This window comes from Amycolatopsis sp. lyj-84, assembly GCF_046549075.1.
Taxonomy (GTDB): Bacteria; Actinomycetota; Actinomycetes; order Mycobacteriales; family Pseudonocardiaceae; genus Amycolatopsis.
The window spans coordinates 84,834-110,800 of sequence record NZ_JAJPWO010000015.1 but is presented as its reverse complement, the minus strand read 5'-3'; the positions used below and the strand labels follow the sequence as shown (position 1 = coordinate 110,800).

Genomic DNA, 25,967 nt, shown 5'->3' with positions numbered 1-25,967 from the left:
CCAGCGCCACTGTCCAGCGCCACGATCCCAATCGGACACCGGCCGCCCCCCGACCCGGACGGCCCAATACTTTCCTCGCAACGCTTACCGACTTCGGTAGGTTACAAAAGCCCTTACCGCCGCCTAACTTGGTGAAACCGTTTCAAGTCGAAACGAACTCCCCGACGCAGGCCGAAGGGCGTATTCATGCGTATGTCCAAGATCGTCGCAACGGTGGCCGGCGCCGCCGCGGCGCTGACCCTTGCCGCCACCCCCGCCGCGAACGCGGGCCAGGACATCATCGGCGGCGGCACCGTGAGTTCCGCGCCGTGGGGCGCCCAGATCTACTGGGACGACGCCACCGCGTTCGGCGGTTTCAACTGCTCCGGCACGATCATCGCCCCGCAGTGGGTCCTCACCGCGAAGCACTGCCTCAACAAGCCCGGCATGCACGTGAAGGTCGGCAACGTGAACCTGAACCAGGGCACCGAAGCCGACGTCGACCAGCAGAAAGCCGCCCCGAGCGGCGACATCGCGCTGCTGCACCTCACGACCGCGGTCAGCACGACGTACATGAAGCTCGGCACCGCGAACCCGTCCAGCGGCACCACCAACCAGATCTACGGCTGGGGTCGCACACAGGGCAACAACCCGCCGTCGAGCGTCCTGAAGACGGCCAACGTCCGCATCACCGGAACCAGCAGCGACGCGTACGGCGGCCAGGCCATCGCCAGTGTCGGCGTCAACGGTTCGGCCTGGCACGGCGACTCGGGCGGCCCGCAGCTCTCGGGCGGCGTCCAGGTCGGCGTCTGCTCGACCGGCAGCAACTCCGGCACGAACCCGCAGGGCACCCAGAACTACGCCAGCGTCGCGGCGAGCCGCACCTGGATCCGCACCACCGCGGGAGTCTGACACGAAGGTGATGGGGCCGTTCGAAAGCGAACGGCCCCATCGCCTTCACGTTTCCAGCCGTCCGATTCCGCCCCGCCATGGCAGTTCGTCTTCGTAGTCGCACGCCGCCACGGCCGGGATCCCTGCCTCCCACAGCGCGGACAAGATCCTCGAAACGAGGCCGACGACGGACGCCCTCTCGGCGCCTTCCTCGGCCTCCACTTCGACGATGGCAGGCCACCCGATGAAGTCGCCGGTCGCGCCCCTGCCGGGGTTCCGCGAGACGTCCACGATCGCCTCCGGCAAGGAGAACACCCCGAGCCGGTCTCGCACACCCAGCAAGCCGGTCAAGAAATCGACCGCAAGGTCTTCCTTCGCCTGAAGAAAGACCTTGCAGTACTCGTGATCTTCATCGTCCACGGAGCGAAACTCAGGCGCACTTCGCCTTCGGATTGACCATCGACACCGAGCCGACCTTGTCCCCCGCGACGGTGAACTCGTAGACCCAGTCCGGTTTCCCGTCGACGGGAACCTGGAACCGGCCGTTGTCGCCGGTCTTCATCCCCTTGACGTCGTAGGCCGTCTTGAGTTCCGCCAACGACGAACCGGCACCGATCCCCTCGGCCGTCTTGGCGTCCGACGGCGCGGCGAGCTCACGCAGCCCGTCCTTGCCGAAGGAGGCGCCACCGGCGACCACGAACGCCTTGTCGCGTTCCTCCCGCTTGCCCGCCAGATCAGCGGACGCCTGCGCGGCATCGGCGAACAGCAGAGCGTCCTTGGCGGACTTCTCCGCCGACTTGGCGCTTTCCTCCGCGGACGCGCCCGGCTTCGACTCCGGATCGGCCTCGAGTTCGTCGGCCTTTTTGTTCAGGTCCTTGGCCTTGGCCTCGACGTCGGCCTCGGCCTTCATCCGCGCCGGGTCGGGTGCCGGGCCGCCGGTGTAGGAGAAATCGGTACAACCGTCCAAATTGGACGTCGGCGCCGAGGCGAGCTTCCCGCCCGCCAGCGCGGCGTCCTTGGCCATCCCCAAGGTCAGCCCGCGATATCCCGCCGGACCGAACGCCTCGGGCGCCGCCGGAGCGGCCGCGTCGGGAGAAGATCCCGACGAACACGCCACCCCGCCGATCAGCACCGCCCCACCGCTCAGTACCGCCGCGGTGACCAGTACGCCCGCGCGTCTGCCCGAAACCCGCCGATAAGTCCGCGTTCCAGTCACGCTTACCCCCTTCATCGCACCGGAAACTATCCGATCGCGAGGGAAGTCCCGAGTGGATTTCGCGGAGATACGGTGAAGATCACGTCAGCTGGTGCATCGGCCTCGGAGCCCGCAGCGAGAGCACCGAACCGGCCGTCACGACGGCGATGATCCCGGCGCCCGTGACCAGCGTCCAGAAGTCGGGGTGCACGATGGATTGTCCCCGCTGAGCCTGCCAGGTCAGCAGCACGAGCAATCCCGCGAAACCCACCGAAGCGGTCCGGACCAGATTCCGCCGCACGAATTCCGATTCGAGCACCGGATACCGCCGGGCGAGCACGAGCAGACCGTAGGCGACCAGCGGCAACGCCTGGATCGCGTGGATCCCGACGAAATGCGGGATCCGCATGTCCCCGCCGACGGTGCTCCAGCCCACCACCGGCAGCCCCGGACCGCCGTCGGGCACACCGACCGCGTGGGCGCCGATGATCGACGGCCGTTCGCCGGAGCGGAACTGGGCCGCCTGCTGTTCGTTCGGCCCGAACATCAGCAGCGCGATCCCGATGCCCGCGACCGACAACGCGGCACCCGCGCGTAACGCGGAGTTCATCGCCCGGTCGGGAAGACGTTGGAACAGCAGGAGAACCGCGATCGCCGCCGTCGCTCCCCAGCCCGTGAAGGCGCCGTTCGCGACCATGTTGTTGATCCACTGGTCGGCCGGGGTCTCCTGGTTGAAGTGGAGCGTCCTGCCGCGGACGATGACCTGCCAGAACAGCAGCGCCATGTCGAGGCCGAGGCCGACCGCGAACACCGTCCCGAGCCACCAGCCCAGCCGCCGCCCCCGGGTCAGCTGTCCGATCAGCCAGGCCAGTGTCACCGCGTAGAGCCCCACGGAAATCGTGAACTTGAGCGGTTTGAGCCAAATGGGCGCGTTGACGAGGCTGCGATCGTCGAAAACGAGACCGCCGAGCGCGATCGTCCCGAGCACCGCCATCGCCGCCGCCAAGATCATCAACGGGCGATGCAGTACCGTCCTGGATCCCCTGTCCACCATGGATTAGAGGGTGCCGGGAGGCTCCACTTCGAACACTGGAGTACTCCCCCGGATCGAAGGTGGGGAAGGCCCTACCCCCGAGCTGTGGGTAATAGTGCCGTCACCCTGACCGGCAGTTGTGCCGTTTGACCACACTCCCCTCTTTTCTAGCGTGTCCTTCACAAGAGCAGACAGGGCGTCCCCTGGTGCTCACCGGGATTTCCAGCGAGATGAGAGGAGGTGGCCCATCCATGACCGGTACGGGATATCAGGCAGACGCAGCTGCGATGGCGCGCGCCGTCCAGGGGTTCGAGGAAACCGCGTCGAATGCCAAAACGACGATGGCCAGCTTGGAGAGCGAGCTGACCCAGACCCTGCACAACTACAAGGGTGACCAGGCCGTCGCGTTCTGGGACCTGCAGCGCCGCCTGCAGGAGAAGATGACCATCGCCGTGAACGAGCTCAACACGATGTCGCGCCTCGTCCACGAAAGCAACCGGAACTACAACTCGGGTGACGAGCAGGTCCGGGAAAGCCTGACCGGGGTCAGCGGGACCGTCGACCAGACCGTGATCCACCGGCTCAACCCCTGATCCGCGAGAGGACCACCAATCATGGCTGACGTCGTCGAAATCAACTTCGCCGCGCTGCAGCACAGCTCGGCCTCGCTGGCCGCCAAGGCGAAGGCGCTCACCTCCCAGCTCGAACAGCTGCACACCAACCTGCAGCCGATCACCCAGACCTGGTACGCCTCCGGCAGCTCCGCCGGTGAGGCCGCCCGTGCGTCTGAAACCCGCCTGCGCCAGGCCACCGCGGACATCGTGGCGATCATCGCGCAGTTCGGCGGCAAGGTCGGCGACGCCCACGATATCCAGCACAGCCTGGAGAACCGTAACCAGGGCCTGTTCGCCGGCTGAGTCCCCATCCGTCGGCCGGCCGGTGCTTTCACCCCCCTCGGCACCGGCCGGCCGGCTTTGCGCGTAGTCGTCCCTTGTAGGCATGGCCGATCACGAGAGAGCCGGGATCAATGCAAGACCAGTCGTACTACGTCCATCTGGAATCACTGAAGGACTTCGTGCGGGAACTGGAGACCCAGATCCACGCGATGTCCAAGCCGAACGACTTCCTGCTGACCCTGGGCGAGCAGCCGCTGCTGTTCGGTGAGTTCGGGGAGGCGGGTTCCCTCGACAAGGCGCACAAGGCCGCGGTCGCCGAGATGCAGGGCCTGCTGGACCAGGTCAAGGGCGCGATCACCTTCGCGCAGGACGTCACCACGACCGTCGCCGACGGTTACGCCGCGGCCGACGAATCGGTGGCGGGCGACATGAACCACTCCAGCCAGCAGACCGGGCTGCTCGATCCCCTGCTCAACGTCCTCGGCGGGGTGCTGGGTGGCAACAGCGGCTCGAACGGCGGGGGGAACAAGGGATGACCAGCACCGCTCACACGAACTTCGCCGCCTTTTCGCACCAGCAGCTCTACGCGATGCTGCAGGCGGGCGACCCCAACACGGCACGGCACGCGGCCCACAAATGGCAGTCCACCGGCTCCGGGCTGTTCGAACAGGCCGAGAACCTGACCGGCGAGTTGAAGGACTTCTCCGGCAGCTGGACCGGCGGCGCCGCCGACAAGTACCACACGATGATCACCGACCTGGTCGGCGGCATCCGCAAGGTCGCCCAGACCGCGCACGCGATGAACCACCTCCTCGAGGACGCGGCGGACGCGCTGGTGAAGGCCAAGAAGGAGATGTCGCCGCCGGTCGCGGTGCCCGACGTCTCCCCCGCCGACCTCGCGCTGGCTGTGAACCCGCCGCTGCTGCCCCCGGATTCGTCGCAGGCGACGGTCATCGCCGCCGCGCAGCAGCGGCAGCAGGCGATCTCGAACGTCGAGGCGCAGCAGCAGGCCGCGGGCGCGGCCAACGCGGCGCACAGCAAGGCGATCGTGGTGATGACCCAGCTCGCCGGCGAGTACTCCACGGCGGAAGAGTCCATTCCGGCCTCGCCGAACGCCGTCGCCCCGCCGCCGGTCACCGGTGGCGGCACGGCCCCCGGCGGTGGCTCCGTCGGCAACAACATCGGCGGGACGCCCGGCGTCGGGGTGCTGCCGGGCGACAACACGCACCCGTTGCCGTCGGACGGCTCCACCCCGCCCACCACCGGGCAGCCCCAGCCCCCCAAGTCGAACCCGCTGTTCGGCGACATGTTCACCGCCGGTCTCGCCGCGGCCTCGGCCGCCGCGTTCGGCCGTTTCGGCTCGATCATGCCGCGCGTCCCGGGTTGGGCCAACGGCAAGAACCCGAACGACGGCAAGGACAAGAACGGTGACGCCGCCGGAGGTGGCGCCGGTGCGGCCGGCGCGACCGCGGGCGGTGCCGGTGGCGGCATCCCGATCGGCGGTGGCGGAGCGCCTTCGCTGGACGGCGGTGCGATCGGCGCGGGCGGCGGGTTCTCCGGTCCCGGCGAGGCACCGGCCGCGTTCTCCGGTCTGGCGGGCGACGGTTCCTCGGGCAGCGCGATGAGCGGGCTGGCGGGCGGAGCGGCCGGTGCCGCGGGCGCGGCGGCGGCCAAGGGCGCGATGCCGATGATGCCCATGATGCCGATGGGCATGGGCGCGGGCGGCGACATGGGCTCCGGGCGCCGGATCCCGCCGTGGCTCGTGGAGACCGAGAACGTCTGGGGTCAGTCGTCCCCGGTCGCTCCCGCCGTGCTCGGCGAAGAATCCGAACAGTACTGATTTCTTTCTGAACATTTCTTTCTGAACAGGAGAGGCGGCTCGGTGATGGCATCCAGTGCGGGCGGTTACCGAGTCGCCCCCGCCAGGCTCGAAGCGGCGGCGGCCGAACTCGAACAGCGCGCCGGCGTGCTCAAGACGGCGCAGACCGCGCTCGCGGGTGAGAACGTCCCCGCCACCGCGTTCGGCCAGGTTTCGGCCTCCAGCGCGGCTTCCGCGACGTTCACCAAGACGATCAAGGACGTCGCGGGCAAACTCGACGGCCAGCTCACCAAGGCGACGGTGATCCACCAGGGTCTCAGCGCGGCGGCGGGCGGCTACCGGCGCGCCGACGTCCAGGTCGCCGCCTCGTACCGCGCCCTGATGCCGGAGAACCCGTTGCCCAAGGCCGGGAATCCGGCGGGTGTCGGCGGCGCGGCCGACACCGGGCAGTGGGCGGCGGCGATCGCCGAGAACCGCACCAAGGTCTCCGACGCGCTGACGTCGGAGCGCGAGCGGCTCGCGAACCTCTTGGCGCACGGCGGAAAAGCCGACGACATCACGAACGCGCGCAACCGCATCGCGCTGTACGAGGACATCATCGCCAACGACCGGCAGATCCTCCGGTTCGATCCGCGCGAGCTCGGGCGTATCGCCGAACTGGTCGGCCGGATCGAACCGGGCACCCGCAATGTCGGGCTGTTCGTCCCGGGCGTCAACACCTCGTTCGACAACTTCCAGAGCTACGCCGACCTCGGCAAGAGCCTGGTCGCCGCGGACGCCACCGGGCGGACCGCGATGGTGGTCTGGGCCGACGGCGTCTTCCCCCAGAACGTGATCACCGAAGGCCCCGCCGCGCACTACGCGCAGACGATGGCGCCCGAACTCAAGGCGTTCGGCGACGAACTGCGCGGCCAGATCGACAGCCACGCCGGCCCCGGCGTCGTGGTCACCGCCGTCGGGCACAGCTACGGCGGCGCGACCGTGGGGCTCGCCGAGCAGCTCGGGCTCCGGGCCGACCAGGTGCTGCACGTCGAATCCGCGGGCATGGGACACGGGATCTGGGGCCCGGACGATCTTCCGGCCAGCCAGGCCGGTGTGCAGCGATACTCCATGACGGCCCCCTTCGACCCGATCGTGGTCGCGCAGGGCAACGCGGGCCTCGTCGAATGGCTCGGCGCCGGGCACGGAGCGGACCCCGACCGCTTCCCCGGCGTCGTCGAACTGGAAACCGGCCGCGACGCGAACGGCGACCTGCAGTGGGGCATGGATTCCCACAGCGGGGTGCTCAAGCCCGGTTCGGATTCGTGGAACAACATCTACGGTGTGATCACGGGCGGACCGCTCACGCACGAGGGCTTCACGAGTGGCTCGCTGCGGGAGATGGCCGTCGAAGGCGTGGGCCGAGGCCTGTGAGGGGTTGGTCATGATCACCAGGAACACCGAACTCGACCCGCTGGCCGAGGATCTGACAGCGGTCATCGACGGCGTCGCGGGCACCTTCGGCACCAGCGCGGAGCGCACCGTGGAAGGCGAACTGGACTGCGACCCGACCCAGCCGGGGCGGCTGCTCTGCTGGCAGTACGGCCTCCGCGTGGACGACGCGTCCGACGCGGTCCGCAAGCTCGTCGACGTCGTCCTGCCGTTGCTGGAAGGCCAGGGCTGGCGGGCGCGCGACCGCAGCAACCCGCGTGAGCTGATCGCGCAGTTCAGCCGCGACGGCGCCGACTTCAACGTGCACGTCTCCCGCGCCGGAGACGGCGTGGCCATCGTGGGCTCGACAGCCTGCGTATCCGTCCCCTAGAACCCCGGGGGTCGCAAAAAGACCTCGTGAGCGGCAGTGGTGTCCCCCAGTACTCCGCTGCCGCTCACGAGGCGCGAAAACGCGAAGGCCGCCAGCCCCGGCGCTTGCCCCGCCGGGCCGCGGCCACCACCACTCCCGCCGCGATGGCGACGGCCACCCCGACGACGGCGAGTACGCCCGCGACCTTGTCCGCGTTCGCTCGCGCGGGGGCGGCCGCGGGGACCACGTAGGTGTCCGGGCCGACGCTCGGCGGTCCTCCCGGACCGGGCGTACCGGCCGGGATGGCGGCGGAAACGGCCGCATAGGCATCGATCGCGCCCCAGCCCCGCCGGGGATCGTGCGCCCCGCTCGGACCGCGGTGCGCGGTCAGCGTCAGCCGGGCGACGACCTGCTCCGGCGACAACTCCGGGTGATACGCGCGCACGAGCGCCGCGACACCGGCGACGTGCGCGGCGGCCAGGCTGGGATCGCTCACCGGCCACCGGTGCGCCACGGTCCCGCCCGCGCCCGCGGAAGTGCTGACCAGTTCGGCGCCGGGCGCCGAAACCCCCACGTAGGCACCGGATTCCGTCTGCACCGCCTCGCCGGCCTGGTTGGTCGAACCCACGGCGAGCACGCCCGGGGTCGCGGTCGGATAGGACGTCTGGCCCTGCTGCGTCCCCGCGGCGGGAGAGACGATCAGCGCGCCCTTCTCCCTGGCGCGCGAGACGGCGCCGGTCAGCGCGGGGTTGTCGGAAGCGGCCGGGACGGCGATCAAGATGATCCCGGCGCCGCGGTTCAGCGCGGTCTCGATGGCGGACGCGAGCTGCCCGGGGTCGCCGCCGCCGTTCACCTGGGTGTAGCGGATCGGGAGGATCTTGGCGCCGGGCGCGATCCCGGTGAACGTGGTGGACGGATCCGGTTGCGCGCCGACGATCCCGGCGGCGATGGTGCCCCGGCCGTCGCAGTCTTCGGCCTCGGTGCCCTGGCCGCCGACGAGCTGACCGGGCGCGAACTGGCCGTTGCGGCCGTCGACCCCGGTGCCGATCACCGCGACGAGCTGGCCGGTGCCGCGGGAGAGCGGCCAGATCCGCGCGGGATCGATCAGCCGTTGCCCCCACGGGACGGCCGCGGTGTAGGTGCCCGTCGGGTTCGCGCACTGCTCGGCGACCGCCGTCCCCGGGACGGGGGTGCCGAGCAGTGCCACGAAGGCCACGCCTCCCGCGACGGCACTTTTACCGGCAATGCCCACCATTCCTCCAGAATTCCCTTGTCACACAAGGGAATTCTAGTTTGCCAGTGGTTGCCATCGGAAGTCCTCCCGGGGTATTCGGCGGATCCAGGTTTCCGCTGGGCGTGCGGCCGTGAGGTCCTCGTACCGGGTTTGTACTCGGGTCTCACGGCCGTGCGTCCAGCGGGAAGCTGGGCCGTCGAGACCCCAGGAGGACTTCCGATGGTGACCACTCAGGTCAGCGCAGGTCCATCCCGAGGTCGAGCGCGGGTGAGGAATGGGTGAGCGCGCCGACGGCGAGGAAGTCCACACCGGACTCGGCGTAGGCCCGCGCGACGTCCAGCCGCAGTCCGCCCGAGGATTCGAGGCGGGTCTTCGGCGAGACCTCGTCGCGCCGGTCGACGGCCTTCGCGCACTCGTCGGGGGTGAAGTTGTCGAGCAGCACCTCGTCGGCACCCGCGGCGAGCGCCTCCTCCAGCTGGTCCAGGTCGTCGACCTCGACCTCGCAGTGCAGTTCGGGCGCGTGCTCGCGGGCCGCGGCCAGCGCCGCCGTCACCGAACCGGCGGCGACGACGTGGTTGTCCTTGATCAGCACCGCGTCGCCGAGGCCGAGCCGGTGGTTCACCCCGCCGCCCGCGCGGACGGCGTACTTCTCCAGCAGCCGCAGCCCGGGCAGGGTCTTGCGGGAATCGCGGACGCGGCAGCCGGTGCCGTCCACAGTGGACACCCAGGTGGCGGTCGCGGTGGCGATGCCGGAAAGGTGGCACAGCAGGTTCAGCGCGGTGCGTTCGGCGGTGAGCAGACCGCGCACCGGGCCGCGCACGACCAGCGCGGGCTCCCCGGCGGTCAGCCGCTCGCCGTCGTCGCGGGCGGCCAGGATCTCCAGGCCCGAACCGAGGACGACGTCGAAAACCGCGAGAGCCACCGGGATCCCGGCGATCACGCCCGCTTTCCTGGGTGTGAGCTCGGCCAGCGCGTGCGCGGACTCGGGCACGGTGGCGTTCGTCGTCGCGTCGGGCCCGTAGCGGAGGTCCTCGGCCAGCGCAGTCGTGACGACCCGGTGGACGTCGGGGACGTCGAGACCGTGGTCGACCAGCGCCTTGGTGACCCAGTGGGAGAATTCGCTCATGCCACACCCTCCAAAGCGATCGGATCGGCCAGTACCGGCTGCCCGGACGGGCTGAGCCGGATGAGCTGGCCGCGTTGCCAGGTGTTGTCGTCACGTCCGGGGAAGTCGGTCCGCACGTGGCAGCCCCGGGATTCCGTCCGGCGCGCGGCCGCCGCGACCAACGCCTCCGCCACCACCGTGAGGGCGGCGTCCTCGACGATCCGAGGCGTCCACAAAGGACTCTCGATCACCGAAAGATCCAGCACCGAACCGACGACGGCGAGCCCTTCCTCGTCGCGGCCGATCGCGGCGTACCGGCTCATCGCGCGCTGCAACGCGTCGCGATCGGTGACCGCGACCGTGGCGGGCGGTTTGAGCACACCGCGACGCGGGTCCGCGAGCAGCCCGGCGGCGAGGTCCGCGGCGGCCGCCTCGGCCACCCGGCGCCCGACGACGAGTCCTTCGAGCAAACTGTTGGAGGCCAAGCGGTTCGCCCCGTGCAGGCCGGTCCTCGCGACCTCGCCCGCCGCGTAGAGGCCGCGGACGCCGGACCGTCCGTCCACAGTGGTCACGACGCCACCGCAGGCGAAATGCGCCGCGGGCGTGACCGGTATCGGGTCCTTCGCCGGGTCGAGACCGATCACCGCGCACGCCGCGTGCACGGTCGGGAACCGCTTCGCGAACCCGGTGATCCCTGTGGCGTCGAGGAAGACGTGGTCGTCGACACCGCCGGGAGCCTGCACCATCCGGCGCGTGATCGCCGCCGACACGACGTCCCGGGGCGCGAGATCACCGAGCGGGTGCACCCCGCGCATGACCGAAGCGCCCGTCGCGTCGTGCAGGGTCGCGCCCTCGCCGCGCACCGCTTCGGTGACCAGCGGGCACCGGCCGCGCGCGCCCGGAGTGAACAGGACCGTCGGGTGGAACTGAACGAACTCGACGTCCGCGAGCTGCGCTCCCGCGCGCAACGCGAGCGCCAGCCCGTCGCCCGTGGCGAGCTCCGGATTCGACGTCGCCTGGTAGAGCTGTCCCAACCCGCCGCTGGCCAGCAGCACGGCGGGTGCCCGGACGACCCCGGGAACGCCGTGGTGGTCCAGCACGGTCACGCCCGCCACCTCACCGGCGGGCGTGCGGATCGCGTCGACGGCGATGTGGTGTTCCAGCACCGGGATCCGCCGGTCACCGGCCTTCGCGACCAGCGTCCGTTCGACCTCGGCCCCGGTCGCGTCGCCGCCCGCGTGGATGACCCGGAAAGCACTGTGCCCGCCTTCCCGCGTACGGGCGAGTTCGGGCTGCCCTTCGACCGCCGGGTCGAAGCGGGCGCCCTCGGCCCGGAGCCTGGCCACCGCGGCCGGGCCGCCCGCGATGATCGAGCGGACGGCCTCCTCTTCGCAGAGCCCGGCACCGGCGGTGAGCGTGTCCGCGGCGTGCTTGCCGACCGAGTCGCCCTGCTCGTGCTCACCTTCCAGCACGACCGCGACCCCGCCCTGCGCCCACCGGGTGTTCCCGTCGGAGACCGCCGCCTTGGTGACCACCAGGACGCGCAGGCCGAGCTCCTGGGCGCGCAGCGCGGCGGTGAGCCCGGCCACTCCGCTGCCGATCACCACAAGATCGGCGGCGGCCTCCCACTCCGGGTGGGTTTTCGCCTGAAGGGCGGTAACCGGGTCGGTCATTCTCCGCCGCCAGGCTGCCCGATCTCGATCATGCGCTGCACGGAAGCGCGGGCACGGGCGGCGGTCTCGATGTCGACGTGGACCTCGTCGGCACCCTCACGCAGCGACCGCAGCAGGGCGGCAGGCGTGATCATCTTCATGTACCGGCAGGACGCCCGGTCGTTCACCGCGCGGAAGTCGATCTCCGGCGCGGCCTTGCGCAGCTGGTGGATCATGCCGATCTCGGTGGCGACGAGGACCGACTTCGCCTTGGTGTCGCGGGCGGCGTGGACCATGTCGCCGGTCGAGAGGATCTTGACCCGCTCGGGGGCGACGGCGCCCTCTCCGGCGAGGTACAGCGCCGACGTCGCGCAGCCGCATTCCGGGTGGATGAACAGGTCGGCGTCCGGGTTCTCCGCAGCCCGCTCGGCCAGTTCGGCACCGTTGATCCCGGCGTGCACGTGGCACTCACCGGCCCAGATGTGCATGTTCTCGCGGCCCGTCACGCGCTTGACGTGCGCGCCGAGGAACTGGTCCGGCAGGAACAGAACCTCCTGGTCAGCGGGGATCGAGGCGACCACGTCGACGGCGTTCGACGACGTGCAGCAGATGTCGGTCTCCGCCTTGACCTCGGCCGTGGTGTTCACGTACGACACGACGACGGCGCCGGGGTGCTCGGCCTTCCAGGCGCGCAGTTCGGCGCCGGTGATCGAGTCCGCGAGCGAGCAGCCGGCCCGCGCGTCCGGGATCAGGACCGTCTTCTCGGGCGCCAGGATCTTCGCCGTCTCGGCCATGAAGTGCACGCCGCAGAAGACGATGGTGGACGCTTCACTGCTCGCCGCGATCCGGCTGAGCGCGAGGGAATCGCCGGTGAAATCGGCGATGTCCTGGATCTCGGGGACCTGGTAGTTGTGCGCGAGCAGGACGGCGTCGCGCTGGCGAGCGAGGCTCCGCACCTCCTCCGCCCAAGCCGCGTCGGCGACGACGCCACCGTAGGGAGTCAGGTCGTTCTGCAGGGTGCTCGTCATCGTTCTGGCCCTCCTGGACCGATTTGTCCAAAGTCGGTTTTCGCCTTACAATCGAAAACCGTGCGAAGTCATCTTAACACCCAGACCCCCCTCGCCCACGAGGTTTTGGGAGCGGTCCTGCAAGTGCGCTCGGACACACTCCGGGTCCTGCTGTGGCGGCGCGCGCTCGATCCGCATCTGGGCCGCTGGTCCCTGCCGGGCGGCAGGCTTCGCCCGGATGAAGACGTCGAGGCGTCCATTCGGCGGCAGCTCGCGGAGAAGGTCGACGTACGCCAGTTGAAGCATGTGGAGCAGCTGGCGGTGTTCAGCGCGCCGGACCGGGTCCCGGGCCCGCGCGTCGTGGCGACGGCGTTCCTCGGCCTCGTACCGTCCGATGTGGACCCCGAGATCCCGGAAGACACCGAATGGCACGACGTTTCCGAGCTGCCGCGGACGGCGTTCGACCACGAGTCCATCGTGCTGCGCGCGCGGGACCGGCTCCGGTCGAAACTCTGCTACACGAATCTCGGGTTCGCGCTCGCCCCGGAAGAGTTCACCGTATCGGCGTTGAGAGGGCTCTACTCGGCTGCGCTGGGTTACCGGGTGTCCGCGACGAACCTGCAGCGTGTGCTGTCCCGGCGAGGGCTGCTCCTGCCCACCGGGCACACCGCTCCGCCCGGGCGCAGCGGTGGGCGTCCGGCGGCCCTCTTCTCCTTCGCGGGCAAGGGGATGCAGATCACCGACCCGTTCGCGGTGTTCCGCCCGCCCGCCGCGAAGTGACCGTCCTGCGAAGTGCGTGCCGTGCCCGTACCTTGAACGGGTGACCGAGCCGAGCGATGAGTCCACCGGGAAGGCGATCTTGCCGCTGTTCCCGCTACAGACCGTGCTTCTGCCCGGAACACACCTCCCTCTGCACATTTTCGAACCGCGGTACCGGCAACTGATGACCGACCTCGTCGGTGACGTCATCCCGGACCGCGAGTTCGGGGTCGTCGCGCTGCGTTCGGCGATGATCCGGGAGGTGAGCGGGCCCGAGCACGTCCACGAAGTCGGCTGCAGCACGGTGCTGCGCGAGGCGAAACGGCTGCCGGACGGCAGATTCGACGTCGTCACCACCGCGCGGCGCCGGTTCCGGCTGCTCGAAATCGACCGCGTCTCCGCGCCCTACCTGATCGGCTCGGTCGAATGGATACCCGACGACCGGGTCTCGTCGGTGCACGGCGACACCGTCGCCAGGCTCGCCGACGTCGCCAAGGCCGCGCACCGGCGCTACTGCGAGTCCGCCTGGCACGCCGACGACTGGACCACCCCGCCCGACGACGGCGACATCGCGGCGCTCGCGTACCGGCTCACCGCCGACTGCCTGCTCCCGATGGAGGACCGGCAGCGCCTGCTGGAGGAGTCCAACCCGCTGCGGCGGCTGCGGATAGCGTGCCGGCTGCTGACGCGGGAGGCCGGGTTCCTCAGCACGCTCGGCGCGGTCCCGATGCCGCCGGGGGAACTCGGCGAGTTCACGCGCCCCTCGAACCTGAACTGAGCGGGCCCGCCGGATGCTATGAAAGTCCCCTTCATTGCAAATTTTGCAATGAAGGGGACTTTCATAGCGCGCGCGAGGGCTACTTACCGGACTCCGGGGTGCTGTCGGAGCCGTTGCCGAACTTGTTCCACACCTTGCCCGCCGCACCGGACACCGCCTCGCCGACGTCGCTGAACACCTTCGTCAGCGGGTCGGCCGAGCTGTTCCAGGAATCCTTGTAGGACTTCGCGGCCGACTTCAGGTCGTCGGTCCAGGTGGAGGACGGCGCGTCCGCGTCGCGGCGCGGGTACTGGCCCGCCAGGATCGCCCGGTACTCCTCGGAAGCGGCCCACTTCTGCAGTTGCGCGGCCCGCACGACGGCCAGCGGATGCGACATCGTCTCGACGTAGCGCAGCTTCAGGTAGCTGTCGCGGATGTCGTCGACCGATTCGTACTCGGCCGCCTGCTGCAGGAACGCCGGGATGTCGATCTTCGAGGGGTCGATGCCGCCCGCGACCAGGATCTGCGACCGCAGCGCCGCCGTCGGGTCCTGCGAGCACAGCAGCCCGGCGCGGTCGCACGACAGTTCGGCCTTGCGGTACCACTCGCGCAGCGCGGCGATGACGACGCGGATGCCGATCGCGCTCACCGGCGTCCACGACATCGACATCTGCAGGCCGATCAGCCGGAGCATGATGGTGCGGTACACCGCGTGCCCGGACAGCACGTGCCCCATCTCGTGCCCGATCACGAACCGCAGCGACGCGAGGTCCATCGCTTCGACGGCCGCGGTGTTGAGCACGATGAACGGCTCGTCCATGCCGATCGTCTGCGCGTTGACCTCGGGGCTGCGGGCGACGTACAGGTTCGGCACGCGCTCGAGGTCGAGGGTCTCGGCGCATTCGTTGCGGAGCTTGTCCAGTTCCGGGTACTGCTTCGGGCCCACCCGGATCCCGGACGCGAGCGCCATGAGCCGCTCGCCGCGTTCGGAGTAGAAGCCCGAAACCGCCTTCACGACCTGCGCGAATCCGGGAACCGCGCGCAGGGTGGCCAGCGCGCCGCGGTCGACGGGGTGTTCGTAGGCACGCGGGCTGATACCCGGGAAGCGGACGGCGTTGTGCCGGGAAACCTCGATGTCGTCGGTCAAGAAGAGCCCCCTAGAGAAGTTGCCGCCCACCCTAGAGGAAAACGCTCAGCCGAGGCGGCGACCCAGATCTTCTCGCCCGTTCCAGGCGGTCAGCAGCGTGTACACCAGCGTGGTCATCAGCGGCGCGGCGAGCATGATCCACGTCGATTCGAGCTGTGGCGCCTTCGCGATGACGTCGCCGACGGCCGGTGCCGAGGCGATCTCGTAGCGGCCGTTGGCGAACGAGACGCCCATCGTCGCGCCCAGCCAGCCCGCGAGGGTGGCGCCGCCGGTCGCGGCGATCAGCACGACCGGACCGCGGCGTTCCCGCAGCATCCAGGTCACGACGCCGATCAGCAGCCCGGCGCCGAGCGCGAGGAAACCGTAGATCGCGAGGTCGTCGAAGCGGTGCCAGCTCTCCAGTTCCAGCGGCGCGAGACCGCCGCGGTCGTTGATCACGCGCATCCGCTGCGGCGGCGCGAGCCGCGACCACAGCCAGGCCAGCGGGAAGCCGAGCAGGCCCGCCGTGGACAGCACGCTGATCGCCGGCAGCAGATCGGCCTTGATGACGACCTTCGGGTGCGGGCGGCGCGGCCTCGGCAGCACGGGCACCGACCAGGGGTCGGACACGCTGGAAGACAGGTGTGCCGGTTTTCCCGACGTCTCGCCCAACCCGGACTCCTCCCTCACGCAGCTTGAGCAGAGCGTAACCAATGACGCTCCCAGCGCACGCAACCCGGCACCGAGTCGCGGGAATCAGCCGGCGAGTTCACCGTGACGGCTGCACCGGGCCGTCCAGCCCACCGGGGTGATCTGGACGACCATCCGCCGCGCGCAGAACGTGCAGTAGCGCGGCGGTTCGAGGGCCGTTCTCGGGTTGTGGCAAGCGGGATGTTCCGCGCCGCCGTCGGACGGCTGTCCACAGTGGACGCAGAACGCCGGTCGGTCAGAGGACGTCACTGATCGCCTTCACCGGCATCTTCAGCTCGTCGAGCATCTCCAGGTCCGCGGTGGCCGGGCGGCCGAGGTTGGTCAGGTAGTTGCCGACGATGATCGCGTTGATGCCGCCGAGCATGCCCTGCTTGGTGCCCAGGTCGCCGAAGGTCAGCTCACGGCCGCCGGAGAAGCGCAGCAGCGGGCGGGGCATCGCGAGCCGGAACGCGGCCACGGTGCGCAGCGCGTCCTTGCCTTCGACGACCTCGTAGCCCTCGTACGGCGTTCCCGGCTGCGGGATGAGGAAGTTCATCGTGCACTCGTCCGGGTTCAGCTCGGCCAGCTGCGCGGCGAACTCGGCGCGCTGTTCGACGCTCTCCCCCATGCCGATGATGCCGCCGCAGCAGACCTCCATGCCCGCCTCGCGGATCATGCGCAGGGTCTCCCAGCGCTCTTCCCACGTGTGCGTGGTGACGACGTTCGCGAAATGCGAGCGCGCGGTCTCCAGGTTGTGGTTGTAGCGGTGCACGCCCATCTCGACGAGCTCGTCGACCTGTTCCTGGGTGAGCATGCCGAGCGAGCAGGCGATCTGGATGTCGTTGCCGTCCTCGCGGATGGCCTTGATCCCCTCGCGGACCTGTGAGAGCAGCCGCTTGTCGGGACCGCGGACGGCGGCGACGATGCAGAACTCGGTCGCGCCGGTCTCGACGGTCTGACGGGCGGCCTTGACCAGGCCGGGGATGTCCAGCCACGCCGAACGCACCGGCGTCGGGAAGCGGCCGGACTGCGAGCAGAAGTGGCAGTCCTCGGGGCAGCCGCCGGTCTTGAGGCTGATGATGCCCTCGACCTCGACCTCGGGGCCGCACCAGCGCATCCGCACCTCGTGGGCCAGCGCCAGCAGATCGGTCAGGTGGTCGTCGCCGAGCCGCAGGACTTCGAGGAGCTGCTCCTCGCCGAGGCCGACGCCACGCTCGAGGACCTGTTCACGCGCCACGGCGAGGATGTCGACGGTCTCCGGGGCTGTGGTCACGAGGCGGCTCCTGTTCGGGGTGGGGCGTCAAAGCAAAGGCACATCATCGTGCACGACCGGGTGTCCCGGACACAGCGACGCAGATCACTTCTGCGCCGACGCGCGGCCGACGAAGCATTCCGGATCGAACTCCCCGCCGAACCACGGCGAGAGACCCGCCCTGGCCAGGGCGGCGAACTCCTCGGGCTCCGCCGAGCCCAGGCCGGCGGGCAGCACGCCCAGCAGCGGGGCGCCGGCGGCGACCGGCAGGTCCCGCAGGTTCGACACCGCTGCCAGGTCGGGCTCGTCGGGCCACGAGCCGATGATCACCCCGGCCACGGTGAGCCCGCGTTTGGTCGCGACCTCGGCGGTCAGGGCGGTCGCGTTGAGCGTGCCCAGCCCGGCCTCGGCCACGACGATCACCAGCGCGCCGAGCGACCAGGCGACGTCGGCCAGCGAGGCGCCGTCGGCGTCGAACCGGACCAGCAGCCCGCCCGCGCCTTCGATGAGGGTGAGGTCGTGTTCGCCGTCGAGATCGCTCGCCGCGGCGGCGATCTCGCTCGGGGACAACGTCGGCAGCCCGGAAAGCCTGGAGGCCGCCTCGGGTGACAGCGGATCCGGGTATCGCCGCAGCTCACGCGTGGTTACCGGGCCAGCGAGGCGGAGGACGTCGTCGAGGTCGCCCGGCTCGTCCGGCCCCACTCCGGTCTGCGCCGGTTTCAGCACGGCGACGCGTTGGCCCTGCCCGGCGGCCAGCGCGGCGATGGCGGCGGTGGTGATCGTCTTGCCGACACCGGTTCCGGTGCCGGTTATGACCAGCATGCTCACGTGGGTTGAATCTAGTGGGTCGGCCTGGAGGGGAGCTGAAGGGGACCATCCCCGCATGCGATCGGGTGAAGGACGCTTTGGCCCATCGCATGCGGGTAAGGCGTCCTTCAGCTCCCGGAGGTGGTCACGGCCCCGACCGGGGTGAACGACGGGCTGCCGTCGTCGGTCAGGTAGACCTGAGCGGCCCCGACGTCGAAGTACATCCCGGTCAGGTGCAGTTCGCCGCGCGCCTCGGCCTCGGCGATCAGCGGGTAGTGACGCAGGTGCTCCAGCTGCTGCAGCACGTTCTGCAGGGCCAGCCGGTTGACCTCGGTGTCCGGGCGTTCGCCGTCGAGGGTCACCGTGACCTTGCGCTTGGCGCTCGGCTCGGCGTGCCGCAGCCAGGAGGCCAGCATCGGCGCGCCGTCGGGAGCACCGGTGGCCAGCGCCTGCATCGCACCGCAGCCGGAATGCCCGCAGACCACGATTTCGCGCACCTTCAGCACGCCGACGGCGAACTCGACGGTGGCCCCCATCGACGGGTCGGCCTGCCGGGCGGGCACCAGGTTGCCGATGTTGCGGACAGTGAACAGGTCGCCGGGACCGCTGGTGGTGATCATGTTCGGCACGATCCGCGCGTCACCGCAGGTGATGAACAGCGTGTGCGGTGACTGGCCGCCCGCCAGCTTGCTGAGCGCGGGCTGCATGAGCGCCGCGGTGCGCCGCTGGAATTCGGTCGCCCCGCGCAGTGTCGGACCGCCGCGCTGGCCGGGCACCTGGACGTCCTTGGCCTGCCAGTCGGACCACGGTGCGAGGAGCCGCGGCACCGAACGCACCGCGTCCGTCCTGGTCAGGGTGGGATCGCCGGATTTGCCGTTGGCGAACCACGGATGCCCGACCTCGTCGACGATCACCTCGCCGCCGGTGCGCTCGTGTCCCTGCTGCCAGTTCGAAAGGCTCTCGAAGGCGGCGTGGTCGAGGTAGTCGACGACCAGCTCCAGGGTCACCTTCGCGCCGTCAGGCACGGTCGCGAGCACCCGGCTGAGCCTCGGCACCGAAAGGAACGTCAGGACGCCCTCGACGACGACGCGCCATTCCTCACCGTCGCGTTCGGCGTGGATCCCGGACCACACCGTGCGCCGCAGCATCAGCAGCACCGAAAGCGCGATGCCGAGCAGGACACCCGTGAGCAGGTCGAAGACGACGACACCGGCGAGTGTCAGCAGGTACAGCCCGAGGTCACCGTGTTTGAGGACCTGTTTCATGTGGCCGGGGTTGACCAGTTTCGCGCCGACGTGGACGAGCAGGCCCGCCAGCGCGGCGAGCGGGATGTTCTGGATCAGCCCGGCGAACGCGGCGACGAACACCAGGATCCAGACCCCGTGCAGGATCGCCGAGGTGCGGGTGCGGGCACCGGCGGCGACGTTGGTCGAGCTGCGGACGATCACGCCGGTGACCGGGAGGCCGCCCAGCGCGCCGGAGGTCATGTTCGCGGCGCCCTGTCCGATCAGTTCGCGGTCGAGGTTCGACCGCGGCCCGGTGTGCATCTTGTCGACCGCGACGGCCGAGAGCAGGCTTTCCACGCTGGCGATCAGGGCGATGGTGATGACGGCGACGGCGAACGCGCCCCAGCCGGTGCCCGGGAATTCGGGTGCGAAGCGGATGTTGAGCAGGTCACCCGGCAGCGTGACGCGGGGCAGGGTCATCCCGGCGGCGACGGACAGCACGGTCACCAACGCGATCGCGGCGAGCGGGCCGGGCACCTTGCGGACGACCTTGGGCAGCCTCGGCCACAGCAGCAGGATGCCGATGGTGAGCACGCCGATCAGCGCGGCGGTGTCGTGGTGGCCGACGATCTGCGCGGGCAGTTCGGCGATGTTCTTGAGCGCGGAACTCTGCGCCGATCCGCCCAGCACGACGTGCAGCTGGCCGAGGACGATCGTGACGCCGATCCCGGCGAGCATGCCGTGGACGATGGCGGGTGAGATCGCGAGCGCGGCGCGCGCGATGCGGCTCAGCCCGAGCAGGATCTGGAGCGCGCCCGCGGCGACGGTGATCGCGCAGGTGGTGGCCCAGCCGAAGGTCGCGATCGTTTCGGCCATGATCACCGTCAGACCGGCGGCCGGACCGCTGACCTGAAGCGGGGAGCCGCCGAGCGCGCCGGCGACCACACCTCCCACCACGGCCGCGATCAGCCCCGCGACGATCGGCGCCCCTGACGCGAGAGCGATCCCGAGTGACAGCGGGACGGCGACGAGGAACACCACCAACGAGGCGGGCAGGTCGTGACGAAGCACGGCGAGGGGTTGTTTCATGATCACCAGGAAACTGGTGAATTGTCCGATATGCACCACCTGATCGAGTGAATATCACCCCACAGTCGAGTGGCGTGGCCCACTTTCGCGCTCTTTCGTTGCTTTGAGATGTCCTCAGCATTTCGAAAAGCCTTACGGGCTCCCAAATATTGGGATTCAGGCCGTCGATCGCGAATGACATTCGGGTTTCGGCGGGGACCGGGCGTGCCGCGAAAGGCTAGGACTTCACCGGGGTGGCGGCCGACGTGAACGACCGATGCGCCGCGTCGAGCAGGTAGACGTTCGCCTTGCCGACGTCGAAGTACATCCCGGTGAGCCGGAGTTCGCCCCGGGCCAGCGCGGCGTCCACGACCGGGTACGAGCGCAGGTTTTCCAGTTGCTGCACGACATTGTGCAGAGCGAGCCGGTCGGCCTCGTGATCGGGACGGGCGCCGTCGAGCAGCACCGGCCCCTCGCTTTCCCGGCGCCGCATCGTCGCTTCCCCGTGGCGCAGCCAGCTGCCCAGGTGCACGAGTCCGGTGGGCGCGTCCCCGAGCAGCGCCTTCATCGCTCCGCAGCCGGAATGCCCGCACACCACCACTTCCCGCACCCGCAGCAGACCGACGGCGTACTCGATCGCCGCCCCCACGGAGAAATCCGCCTCGGCACTGGCGTGCGGGACGAGGTTTCCGATGTTCCGCACGGTGAACAGGTCACCCGGTCCGCTGGTGGTGATCAGGTTCGGCACGATCCGCGCGTCGCCGCAGGTGACGAACAGCGTATGCGGCTGCTGCCCGTTCGCCAGCCCGTCCCAGGTCCGCCGCAGCAGCGGTGCGGTCCGCCGCTGGAATTCGGAAGCACCGCGGCACAACGGAACGCTACCGCCGCGCTGGCCCGGCAGTTCGAGATGCTCCGCCTGCCATTCCGACCACGGTGCGAGCCAGCGCGGCACCACCCGGGACGCGACACCGCGCCGCACGGTCGGCACGCCTGCCTTGCCTCGCCCGAACCACGGATGCCCGATCTCGTCGACGAGCACGACTCCCCCGGCCCGCTCGTGCGCGCGCTGCCAGCCGCGCAGGCAATCGAAAGCGGCGTGGTCGAGATAGTCGACGAAGAGTTCCAGCGTCACTTCCGAACCCGCGGGGACTCCGGCGAGAACGGTCGTGAGCCTTGGCACGGAAAGGAAAGTGAGCGCGCCTTCGATGACGACGCGGGTCCGCGCGCCGTCCGGTTCGATGTGGATCCCGGAGAACAGCATCCGGCGCAGCATGAGCACGAGCGCCACCGCGACCCCCGCGGCGACCCCGGTGAGCAGGTTGACGGCGACCGCGCCGGTCAGGGTCGCGAGGTAGACCGGCAGGTCGCCGTGGCGGCGGACCTCACGGAGGTTGGTGACGTTGACCAGTTTGGCGCCGACGTAGACGAGGAGCCCGGCGAGGGCGGCGAGCGGGATCAGCCGCAGCGTGCCGGCCAGGAACAGGCAGCAGCCGAGAATCCAGGCGCTGTGCAGGATCGCCGACATCCGGGTCCGGGCGCCCGCTTCGAAGTTGGTCATGGTGCGCACGACGACGCCGGTGACCGGGAATCCGCCGAGCGAGCCCGCGGCGACATTCGCCAGGCCCTGGCCGACGAGTTCGCGGTTGAGGTCGGTGCGGGGACCGTCACGCAGTTTGTCGACGGCGAGGACGGAAAGCAGGCTTTCCAGGCTGGCGATGAGCGCGATGGTGAAGACGGCAGCGGTGATCGCCGCCCAGGATCCCGACGGCGCCTCGGGCACGAAACCCAGCCCTGGCAAGCCGTTCGGGAGGTCGACGCGCGGCAGGTCCATCCCGGCCGCGACGGAGAGCCCGGTGGCCAGCACGACGGCGGCCAGCGGCCCGGGGACGCGGCGCACCGGACGCGGCATCCGGGTCCACGCCAGCAGGACACCGACGGTGACCACGCCGATCAGCGCGGCCTGGTCGTGGTGGCCGACGATCTGGCCCGGCAGCGCGAGGACGTTCGCGATCGCGGAACCGTGCGCCGCGCCGCCGAGCGCGACGTGCAACTGGCCGAGGACGATGATCAGGCCGATCCCGGCGAGCAGGCCGTGCACGATCGCCGGCGAGATCGCGAGCGCGGCCCTGGCGATCCGGCTGACGCCGAAGAGGATCTGGACCACGCCCGCCGCGGCGGTGATGGCGCAGGTGGCGGCCCAGCCGAAGGTGGCGATGGTCTCCGCGAGGACGACGGTCAGCGCGGCGGACGGTCCGCTGACCTGAAGGGCGGAAGCGCCGAAGAGGCTCGCGACGAGTCCGCCGACGACGGCGGAGACGAGTCCGGCGAGCAGAGGGGCACCGGCGGCGTGGGCGACGCCGAGCGAAAGCGGGACGGCCACGAGGAAGACGACGACCGAAGCCGGGAGGTCGTGGCGCAGGTTCTTCAGGAGGGTCGATGCGGGGTTACGGCGGCCCGGGGGCCCGGTGTCGTGCTCGTCACCAACGATGTCGATCATGGGGGCAGGAAACCTGATCGGCGCGCAAAAGTCCGCTACGCAAAGGTTTCTCAGGTTTGCTTGTGCACCGGAGAACTAGGACATAACAGCCTTTTGCGACAAACCACAGGGTAAACCTCCCGATCGGACTCGCCCGATCGCTTGACCAAGATCAGCTCGAGGTCACGCGCTGTACCGAGCGTGGCCTTTGCGGTTTGCTGTGGCCGTCGTCACACCCTTTAGGTTGAACTTGGCCCATTTCAGGCTTTTTGCGCCGCCGCGACCACGGCCGACGTGATCGTCGCGAGGTCCTCGGCGTCGGAGATGTACGGCGGCATCGTGTAGATCAGGTTCCGGAACGGGCGCAGCCAGACACCGTTCGCGGTGAGGACCTCGGTCGCGATCGCCATGTCCACCGGATGGTCCAGCTCCACCACGCCGATGGCGCCGAGCACCCGCACGTCGGCGACCGCGGGCAATTCGCGAGCGGGTTCGAGCCCGGCTTTCAGCGCGGCCTCGATCCGCGGGACGTCGGACTTCCAGCCGCCCCCGGCGAGGATCCCCAGCGAGGCGTTGGCCACGGCCGAGGACAGCGGATTCGCCATGAAGGTCGGGCCGTGCGCCAGCACCGGCAGCTCGCCCCGCGAGATCCCGTCGGCGATCTCCGGTGTGCACAGCGCCGCCGCCATCGTCAGGTAACCGCCGGTCAGCGCCTTGCCGAGGCACAGGACGTCCGGTGTCACCCCGGCGTGCTCGGCGGCGAACATCTTGCCGGTGCGGCCGAAGCCGGTGGCGATCTCGTCGAAGATCAGCAGGACGTCGTTGGCCTCGGTGAGTTCACGCAGCGCGCGCAGATACGCGGGCGGGTGGAACCGCATGCCGCCGGCACCCTGCACGACCGGCTCGACGATGACCGCGGCCAGCTCGCCCGCGTGCCGCTCGATTTCCGCCGCGAGGACGTCGAGGTAGGCCTGATCGGGCTCGTCGTCGAACCCGCCGGGCGGTTTGGGCAGGAACAGCTGGTCCGGCAGGATCCCGCGCCACAGCGAATGCATCCCGCCGTCGGGGTCGCAGACGCTCATCGGGGTGAACGTGTCGCCGTGGTAGCCGCCGCGCCAGGTCATCAGGCGCCGCTTTTCCTTGCGCCCCACCGACTGCCAGTACTGCAGGCACATCTTGACGCCGACCTCGACCGACACCGACCCGGAGTCGCACAGGAAGACGTGCCGCAGGCCGTCCGGCGTGAGGTCGACCAGCGTCTTCGCCAGCCTGATGGCCGGTTCGTGGGTGAGCCCGCCGAACATCACGTGGCTCATCCGGCCCGCCTGCTCGGCCAGCGCCGCGTCCAGCACCGGGTTCCGGTAGCCGTGGATCGCCGCCCACCAGGACGACATGCCGTCGACCAGTTCGCGGCCGTCGTCGAGGGTGAGCCGGACCCCGCTCGCCTCGCGGACCAGCAGGGAATCGATCGTGCTCGGCATCGGCCCGTACGGGTGCCAGACGTGTTCCGCGTCGAGCGCGAGGAGTTCGGCGGCGTCCATCCCGCGACCCTATGACACGCCCGCGTCAGCGCAGACGCACAGGGAGGGTTTCGAGACCGTGGACGAGGGTGCTTTCCCGCCACCGCAAGGATTCCGGCTCGGCGTCCAAGCTCAGGAGCGGGTACCTCTCCAGCAGTCCGCGCAACGCGATCCCGGCCTCCAGCCGGGCCAGCGGGGCGCCGACGCAGTGGTGGATGCCGTGCCCGAACGCGAGATGCCCGGTCGCCTGCCGCGTGACGTCCAGCCGGTGGGGGTCCTCGAATCGCTCGGCGTCCCGGTTCGCGCCGATCAGGGAGACGAGCACGAACTCACCTTCCGGGATCACGACGTCACCGACCGGCAGAGGCTCGCGGGTGAACCGGATGGTCGCCAAGTGGATCGCGCCGTCGTAGCGCAGGAACTCCTCGACCGCACCCGGCAGCAACGCGGGATCGGCACGGAGCGCGGCGAGCTGATCCGGTTCGCGCAGCAGGGCGAACACGCTGTTCGCGATGAGGTTGACCGTCGTCTCGAACCCCGCCACCAGCAGGAGGAACGCCATCGACAGCAGTTCTTCGCCGGAGAGCGAATCGCCCTCGTCACTGGCGTGGATCAGGCCCGAAAGCAGATCCTCGGCGGGCCGCGCGCGCTTCTCTTCGATCAGGTCGACGAGGTACGCGTGCATCCGCGCCGCGGCGGCGCGGAGTTCCTCCGGCGTGGACCAGGCGACCATCGTGTTCGACCACTTCACGAACGACGGCCGGTCGCCCGCGTGCACGCCGAGCAGTTCGCAGATCACCCTGATCGGCAACGGGACGGCGAACGCGGGCAGCAGATCGGTGCGCCCGGCGTCGCCGATCCCGTCCAGCAGTTCCGCGGTGATCTGCTCGATCCTGGGCCGCAGCCGGGAAACCGTCCGCGAGGTGAAGGCCTGGTTGACCAGTTTGCGCAGCCGCGTGTGATCCGGCGGATCCGAGTTGAGCATGTGCCCGTTCAGCGCGCGGACGGCGTTGTCGCCCGCGGATTCGAAGCCGTCGCGTTCGAAGAGCCGCCGGATCTCGCCCGTGTCCTTGCCCACGCGGGGATCCGAGAGCACGGCGCGGGCCTCTGCGTGCCCGGTCACGAGCCACACGTCCAGACCGCGCGGCATCCGGACCTTGCGGACCCTGCCTTCTTCCCGCAGCAGCGAGGAGATCCGGTGTGGCTCCTGGACGAGATCACCGGCCAGATCCTTCAGGTCTTCGCGCATCGGCCCGCCTCCCCCGGCGCGCCGGTCAGCGTTCGGCCAGCGCGGCCACCACCCGCTCGGTCACCTCGGTCCAGTATGCCCGCTGTTCCTCGCGCTCGTCGGCGCCCGCGAGCCACTCCTGGTGGAAACGGAACGTGGTCTTCTGCTCGGTGCCGCTCACCGTGATCTGCAGGGTCGAGTCGTGATCCCAGTCCTTCGGCCGCCAGGTCAGCCTCAGCTTGTCGCCCTCGGAACGACCGCGGATCTCGCCGGTCGTCCCGTTGGCCGTTTCGTACGCCTCGCCCAGCTCACGGCCGAGTTCGGCACCCGGCCCGAGCCAGATCCCCACCCCGTCGCGTCCGACCAGGAAGTCCCACACCTGTGCGCTGCTCTGCGGCACAGTTTGGGAAACCCCTACCTGCCAACCACTTCCGGCTGTTTTGGCCACTGCTTTCGTCACCGGCCCA

26 protein-coding genes are annotated in these 25,967 nt (G+C 69.9%); 9 read left to right on the top strand and 17 right to left on the bottom strand.

The annotated features are described in order from the left end of the window. Positions 1–192 precede the first annotated feature (192 nt). Positions 193–891, top strand: coding sequence for a S1 family peptidase (locus tag ACLJRM_RS35480; protein ID WP_410665624.1), 699 nt, complete (start codon positions 193–195; stop codon positions 889–891). Between the two features lie 45 nt (positions 892–936). On the opposite strand, the gene ACLJRM_RS35475 is transcribed toward ACLJRM_RS35480, so the two are convergent. The 3 genes from ACLJRM_RS35475 to ACLJRM_RS35465 form a co-directional block, all read right to left on the bottom strand. Continuing rightward, positions 937–1,290, bottom strand: coding sequence for a hypothetical protein (locus ACLJRM_RS35475; protein ID WP_101609457.1), 354 nt, complete (start codon positions 1,288–1,290; stop codon positions 937–939). A gap of 10 nt (positions 1,291–1,300) precedes the next feature. Then, a complete protein-coding gene (locus tag ACLJRM_RS35470; protein ID WP_410665577.1) occupies positions 1,301–2,086 on the bottom strand; it encodes a hypothetical protein in 786 nt (261 codons plus the stop codon). 79 nt (positions 2,087–2,165) lie between these two features. After that, a complete protein-coding gene (locus ACLJRM_RS35465; protein ID WP_101609458.1) occupies positions 2,166–3,119 on the bottom strand; it encodes a hypothetical protein in 954 nt (317 codons plus the stop codon). A gap of 230 nt (positions 3,120–3,349) precedes the next feature. Between ACLJRM_RS35465 and ACLJRM_RS35460 the strand changes: the two genes are divergently transcribed. The 6 genes from ACLJRM_RS35460 to ACLJRM_RS35435 all read left to right on the top strand — a co-directional run bounded on the left by ACLJRM_RS35460 (position 3,350) and on the right by ACLJRM_RS35435 (position 7,614). Then, positions 3,350–3,691 (top strand): WXG100 family type VII secretion target, encoded by a 342-nt coding sequence (locus ACLJRM_RS35460; RefSeq protein WP_073848466.1) that lies wholly within the window; start codon positions 3,350–3,352, stop codon positions 3,689–3,691. 21 nt (positions 3,692–3,712) lie between these two features. Then, positions 3,713–4,015 carry a hypothetical protein gene (locus ACLJRM_RS35455; RefSeq protein WP_076168025.1) on the top strand — a complete coding sequence of 101 codons (303 nt, stop codon included), beginning with the start codon at positions 3,713–3,715 and terminating at the stop codon, positions 4,013–4,015. Between the two features lie 110 nt (positions 4,016–4,125). Beyond that, positions 4,126–4,530, top strand: coding sequence for a hypothetical protein (locus ACLJRM_RS35450; RefSeq protein WP_101609459.1), 405 nt, complete (start codon positions 4,126–4,128; stop codon positions 4,528–4,530). Beyond that, entirely contained in the window at positions 4,527–5,834 is a 1,308-nt protein-coding gene (locus tag ACLJRM_RS35445) for a WXG100 family type VII secretion target (protein WP_410665576.1), read from the top strand. The genes ACLJRM_RS35450 and ACLJRM_RS35445 overlap by 4 nt, the downstream gene beginning before the upstream one ends. 45 nt (positions 5,835–5,879) lie before the next feature. Next, positions 5,880–7,226, top strand: coding sequence for an alpha/beta hydrolase (locus ACLJRM_RS35440; protein WP_410665623.1), 1,347 nt, complete (start codon positions 5,880–5,882; stop codon positions 7,224–7,226). Positions 7,227–7,236: 10 nt separating this feature from the next. After that, on the top strand, positions 7,237–7,614 hold the full coding sequence (locus ACLJRM_RS35435; RefSeq protein WP_101609462.1) for a hypothetical protein: 378 nt from the start codon (positions 7,237–7,239) through the stop codon (positions 7,612–7,614). Positions 7,615–7,678: 64 nt separating this feature from the next. Here ACLJRM_RS35435 and ACLJRM_RS35430 read toward each other — a convergent pair whose 3' ends face one another. From ACLJRM_RS35430 to nadA, 4 genes are all read right to left on the bottom strand, one after another. Beyond that, positions 7,679–8,848 (bottom strand): S8 family serine peptidase, encoded by a 1,170-nt coding sequence (locus ACLJRM_RS35430; protein WP_410665575.1) that lies wholly within the window; start codon positions 8,846–8,848, stop codon positions 7,679–7,681. 214 nt (positions 8,849–9,062) lie between these two features. After that, the gene (gene nadC / locus ACLJRM_RS35425) at positions 9,063–9,953 is read right to left on the bottom strand and encodes a carboxylating nicotinate-nucleotide diphosphorylase (protein ID WP_101609464.1); all 891 of its coding nucleotides are present in this window, start codon (positions 9,951–9,953) and stop codon (positions 9,063–9,065) included. Beyond that, positions 9,950–11,605 carry an L-aspartate oxidase gene (locus ACLJRM_RS35420; RefSeq protein ID WP_410665574.1) on the bottom strand — a complete coding sequence of 552 codons (1,656 nt, stop codon included), beginning with the start codon at positions 11,603–11,605 and terminating at the stop codon, positions 9,950–9,952. Before ACLJRM_RS35420 ends, nadC begins: the two co-directional genes overlap by 4 nt. Further along, positions 11,602–12,612: a quinolinate synthase NadA gene (gene nadA / locus ACLJRM_RS35415; protein WP_101609466.1), complete on the bottom strand. Its 1,011-nt coding sequence runs from the start codon at positions 12,610–12,612 to the stop codon at positions 11,602–11,604. The genes ACLJRM_RS35420 and nadA overlap by 4 nt, the downstream gene beginning before the upstream one ends. A gap of 123 nt (positions 12,613–12,735) precedes the next feature. Here nadA and ACLJRM_RS35410 point away from each other — a divergent pair, with 123 nt between their 5' ends. Together ACLJRM_RS35410 and ACLJRM_RS35405 are read left to right on the top strand one after the other, a co-directional pair. Continuing rightward, positions 12,736–13,371, top strand: coding sequence for an NUDIX hydrolase (locus tag ACLJRM_RS35410; RefSeq protein WP_101609467.1), 636 nt, complete (start codon positions 12,736–12,738; stop codon positions 13,369–13,371). Between the two features lie 40 nt (positions 13,372–13,411). Beyond that, on the top strand, positions 13,412–14,128 hold the full coding sequence (locus ACLJRM_RS35405; RefSeq protein ID WP_101609468.1) for an LON peptidase substrate-binding domain-containing protein: 717 nt from the start codon (positions 13,412–13,414) through the stop codon (positions 14,126–14,128). 79 nt (positions 14,129–14,207) lie between these two features. Here the strand turns inward: ACLJRM_RS35405 and ACLJRM_RS35400 are convergent, their stop codons facing one another. The 10 genes from ACLJRM_RS35400 to ACLJRM_RS35355 form a co-directional block, all read right to left on the bottom strand. Then, positions 14,208–15,254, bottom strand: coding sequence for a M48 family metallopeptidase (locus ACLJRM_RS35400; protein ID WP_101609469.1), 1,047 nt, complete (start codon positions 15,252–15,254; stop codon positions 14,208–14,210). A 45-nt stretch (positions 15,255–15,299) separates the two neighbouring features. After that, entirely contained in the window at positions 15,300–15,905 is a 606-nt protein-coding gene (locus tag ACLJRM_RS35395) for a DUF2567 domain-containing protein (RefSeq protein ID WP_410665573.1), read from the bottom strand. Between the two features lie 84 nt (positions 15,906–15,989). Further along, a complete protein-coding gene (locus tag ACLJRM_RS35390) occupies positions 15,990–16,193 on the bottom strand; it encodes a hypothetical protein (RefSeq protein ID WP_101609471.1) in 204 nt (67 codons plus the stop codon). Further along, on the bottom strand, positions 16,180–17,196 hold the full coding sequence (gene bioB, locus ACLJRM_RS35385; protein WP_101609472.1) for a biotin synthase BioB: 1,017 nt from the start codon (positions 17,194–17,196) through the stop codon (positions 16,180–16,182). Before bioB ends, ACLJRM_RS35390 begins: the two co-directional genes overlap by 14 nt. An 84-nt stretch (positions 17,197–17,280) precedes the next feature. Further along, entirely contained in the window at positions 17,281–17,997 is a 717-nt protein-coding gene (bioD, locus tag ACLJRM_RS35380; RefSeq protein ID WP_410665622.1) for a dethiobiotin synthase, read from the bottom strand. A 113-nt stretch (positions 17,998–18,110) separates the two neighbouring features. Further along, entirely contained in the window at positions 18,111–20,297 is a 2,187-nt protein-coding gene (locus tag ACLJRM_RS35375; RefSeq protein ID WP_410665572.1) for a SulP family inorganic anion transporter, read from the bottom strand. Between the two features lie 217 nt (positions 20,298–20,514). Next, positions 20,515–22,773, bottom strand: coding sequence for a bifunctional SulP family inorganic anion transporter/carbonic anhydrase (locus ACLJRM_RS35370; protein ID WP_101609474.1), 2,259 nt, complete (start codon positions 22,771–22,773; stop codon positions 20,515–20,517). Between the two features lie 239 nt (positions 22,774–23,012). Then, complete coding sequence (locus tag ACLJRM_RS35365; RefSeq protein ID WP_410665571.1) at positions 23,013–24,293, bottom strand: adenosylmethionine--8-amino-7-oxononanoate transaminase; 1,281 nt, start codon at positions 24,291–24,293, stop codon at positions 23,013–23,015. A gap of 25 nt (positions 24,294–24,318) precedes the next feature. Continuing rightward, the gene (locus ACLJRM_RS35360; protein ID WP_101609476.1) at positions 24,319–25,521 is read right to left on the bottom strand and encodes a cytochrome P450 family protein; all 1,203 of its coding nucleotides are present in this window, start codon (positions 25,519–25,521) and stop codon (positions 24,319–24,321) included. Positions 25,522–25,546: 25 nt separating this feature from the next. After that, complete coding sequence (locus ACLJRM_RS35355) at positions 25,547–25,900, bottom strand: SRPBCC domain-containing protein (RefSeq protein WP_410665570.1); 354 nt, start codon at positions 25,898–25,900, stop codon at positions 25,547–25,549. Positions 25,901–25,967 lie beyond the last annotated feature (67 nt).

Bases quoted from the DNA above. Each gene is read 5' to 3' on its own strand.
- ACLJRM_RS35480 (WP_410665624.1), top strand. From the start codon at position 193: ATGTCCAAGATCGTCGCAACGGTGGCCGGCGCCGCCGCGGCGCTGACC.
- ACLJRM_RS35465 (WP_101609458.1), bottom strand. From the start codon at position 3,119: ATGGTGGACAGGGGATCCAGGACGGTACTGCATCGCCCGTTGATGATC.
- ACLJRM_RS35460 (WP_073848466.1), top strand. From the start codon at position 3,350: ATGACCGGTACGGGATATCAGGCAGACGCAGCTGCGATGGCGCGCGCC.
- ACLJRM_RS35455 (WP_076168025.1), top strand. From the start codon at position 3,713: ATGGCTGACGTCGTCGAAATCAACTTCGCCGCGCTGCAGCACAGCTCG.
- ACLJRM_RS35450 (WP_101609459.1), top strand. From the start codon at position 4,126: ATGCAAGACCAGTCGTACTACGTCCATCTGGAATCACTGAAGGACTTC.
- ACLJRM_RS35445 (WP_410665576.1), top strand. From the start codon at position 4,527: ATGACCAGCACCGCTCACACGAACTTCGCCGCCTTTTCGCACCAGCAG.
- ACLJRM_RS35440 (WP_410665623.1), top strand. From the start codon at position 5,880: ATGGCATCCAGTGCGGGCGGTTACCGAGTCGCCCCCGCCAGGCTCGAA.
- ACLJRM_RS35435 (WP_101609462.1), top strand. From the start codon at position 7,237: ATGATCACCAGGAACACCGAACTCGACCCGCTGGCCGAGGATCTGACA.
- ACLJRM_RS35430 (WP_410665575.1), bottom strand. From the start codon at position 8,848: ATGGTGGGCATTGCCGGTAAAAGTGCCGTCGCGGGAGGCGTGGCCTTC.
- nadC (WP_101609464.1), bottom strand. From the start codon at position 9,953: ATGAGCGAATTCTCCCACTGGGTCACCAAGGCGCTGGTCGACCACGGT.
- ACLJRM_RS35420 (WP_410665574.1), bottom strand. From the start codon at position 11,605: ATGACCGACCCGGTTACCGCCCTTCAGGCGAAAACCCACCCGGAGTGG.
- nadA (WP_101609466.1), bottom strand. From the start codon at position 12,612: ATGACGAGCACCCTGCAGAACGACCTGACTCCCTACGGTGGCGTCGTC.
- bioD (WP_410665622.1), bottom strand. From the start codon at position 17,997: ATGCTGGTCATAACCGGCACCGGAACCGGTGTCGGCAAGACGATCACC.
- ACLJRM_RS35375 (WP_410665572.1), bottom strand. From the start codon at position 20,297: ATGAAACAACCCCTCGCCGTGCTTCGTCACGACCTGCCCGCCTCGTTG.
- ACLJRM_RS35370 (WP_101609474.1), bottom strand. From the start codon at position 22,773: ATGATCGACATCGTTGGTGACGAGCACGACACCGGGCCCCCGGGCCGC.
- ACLJRM_RS35365 (WP_410665571.1), bottom strand. From the start codon at position 24,293: ATGGACGCCGCCGAACTCCTCGCGCTCGACGCGGAACACGTCTGGCAC.
- ACLJRM_RS35360 (WP_101609476.1), bottom strand. From the start codon at position 25,521: ATGCGCGAAGACCTGAAGGATCTGGCCGGTGATCTCGTCCAGGAGCCA.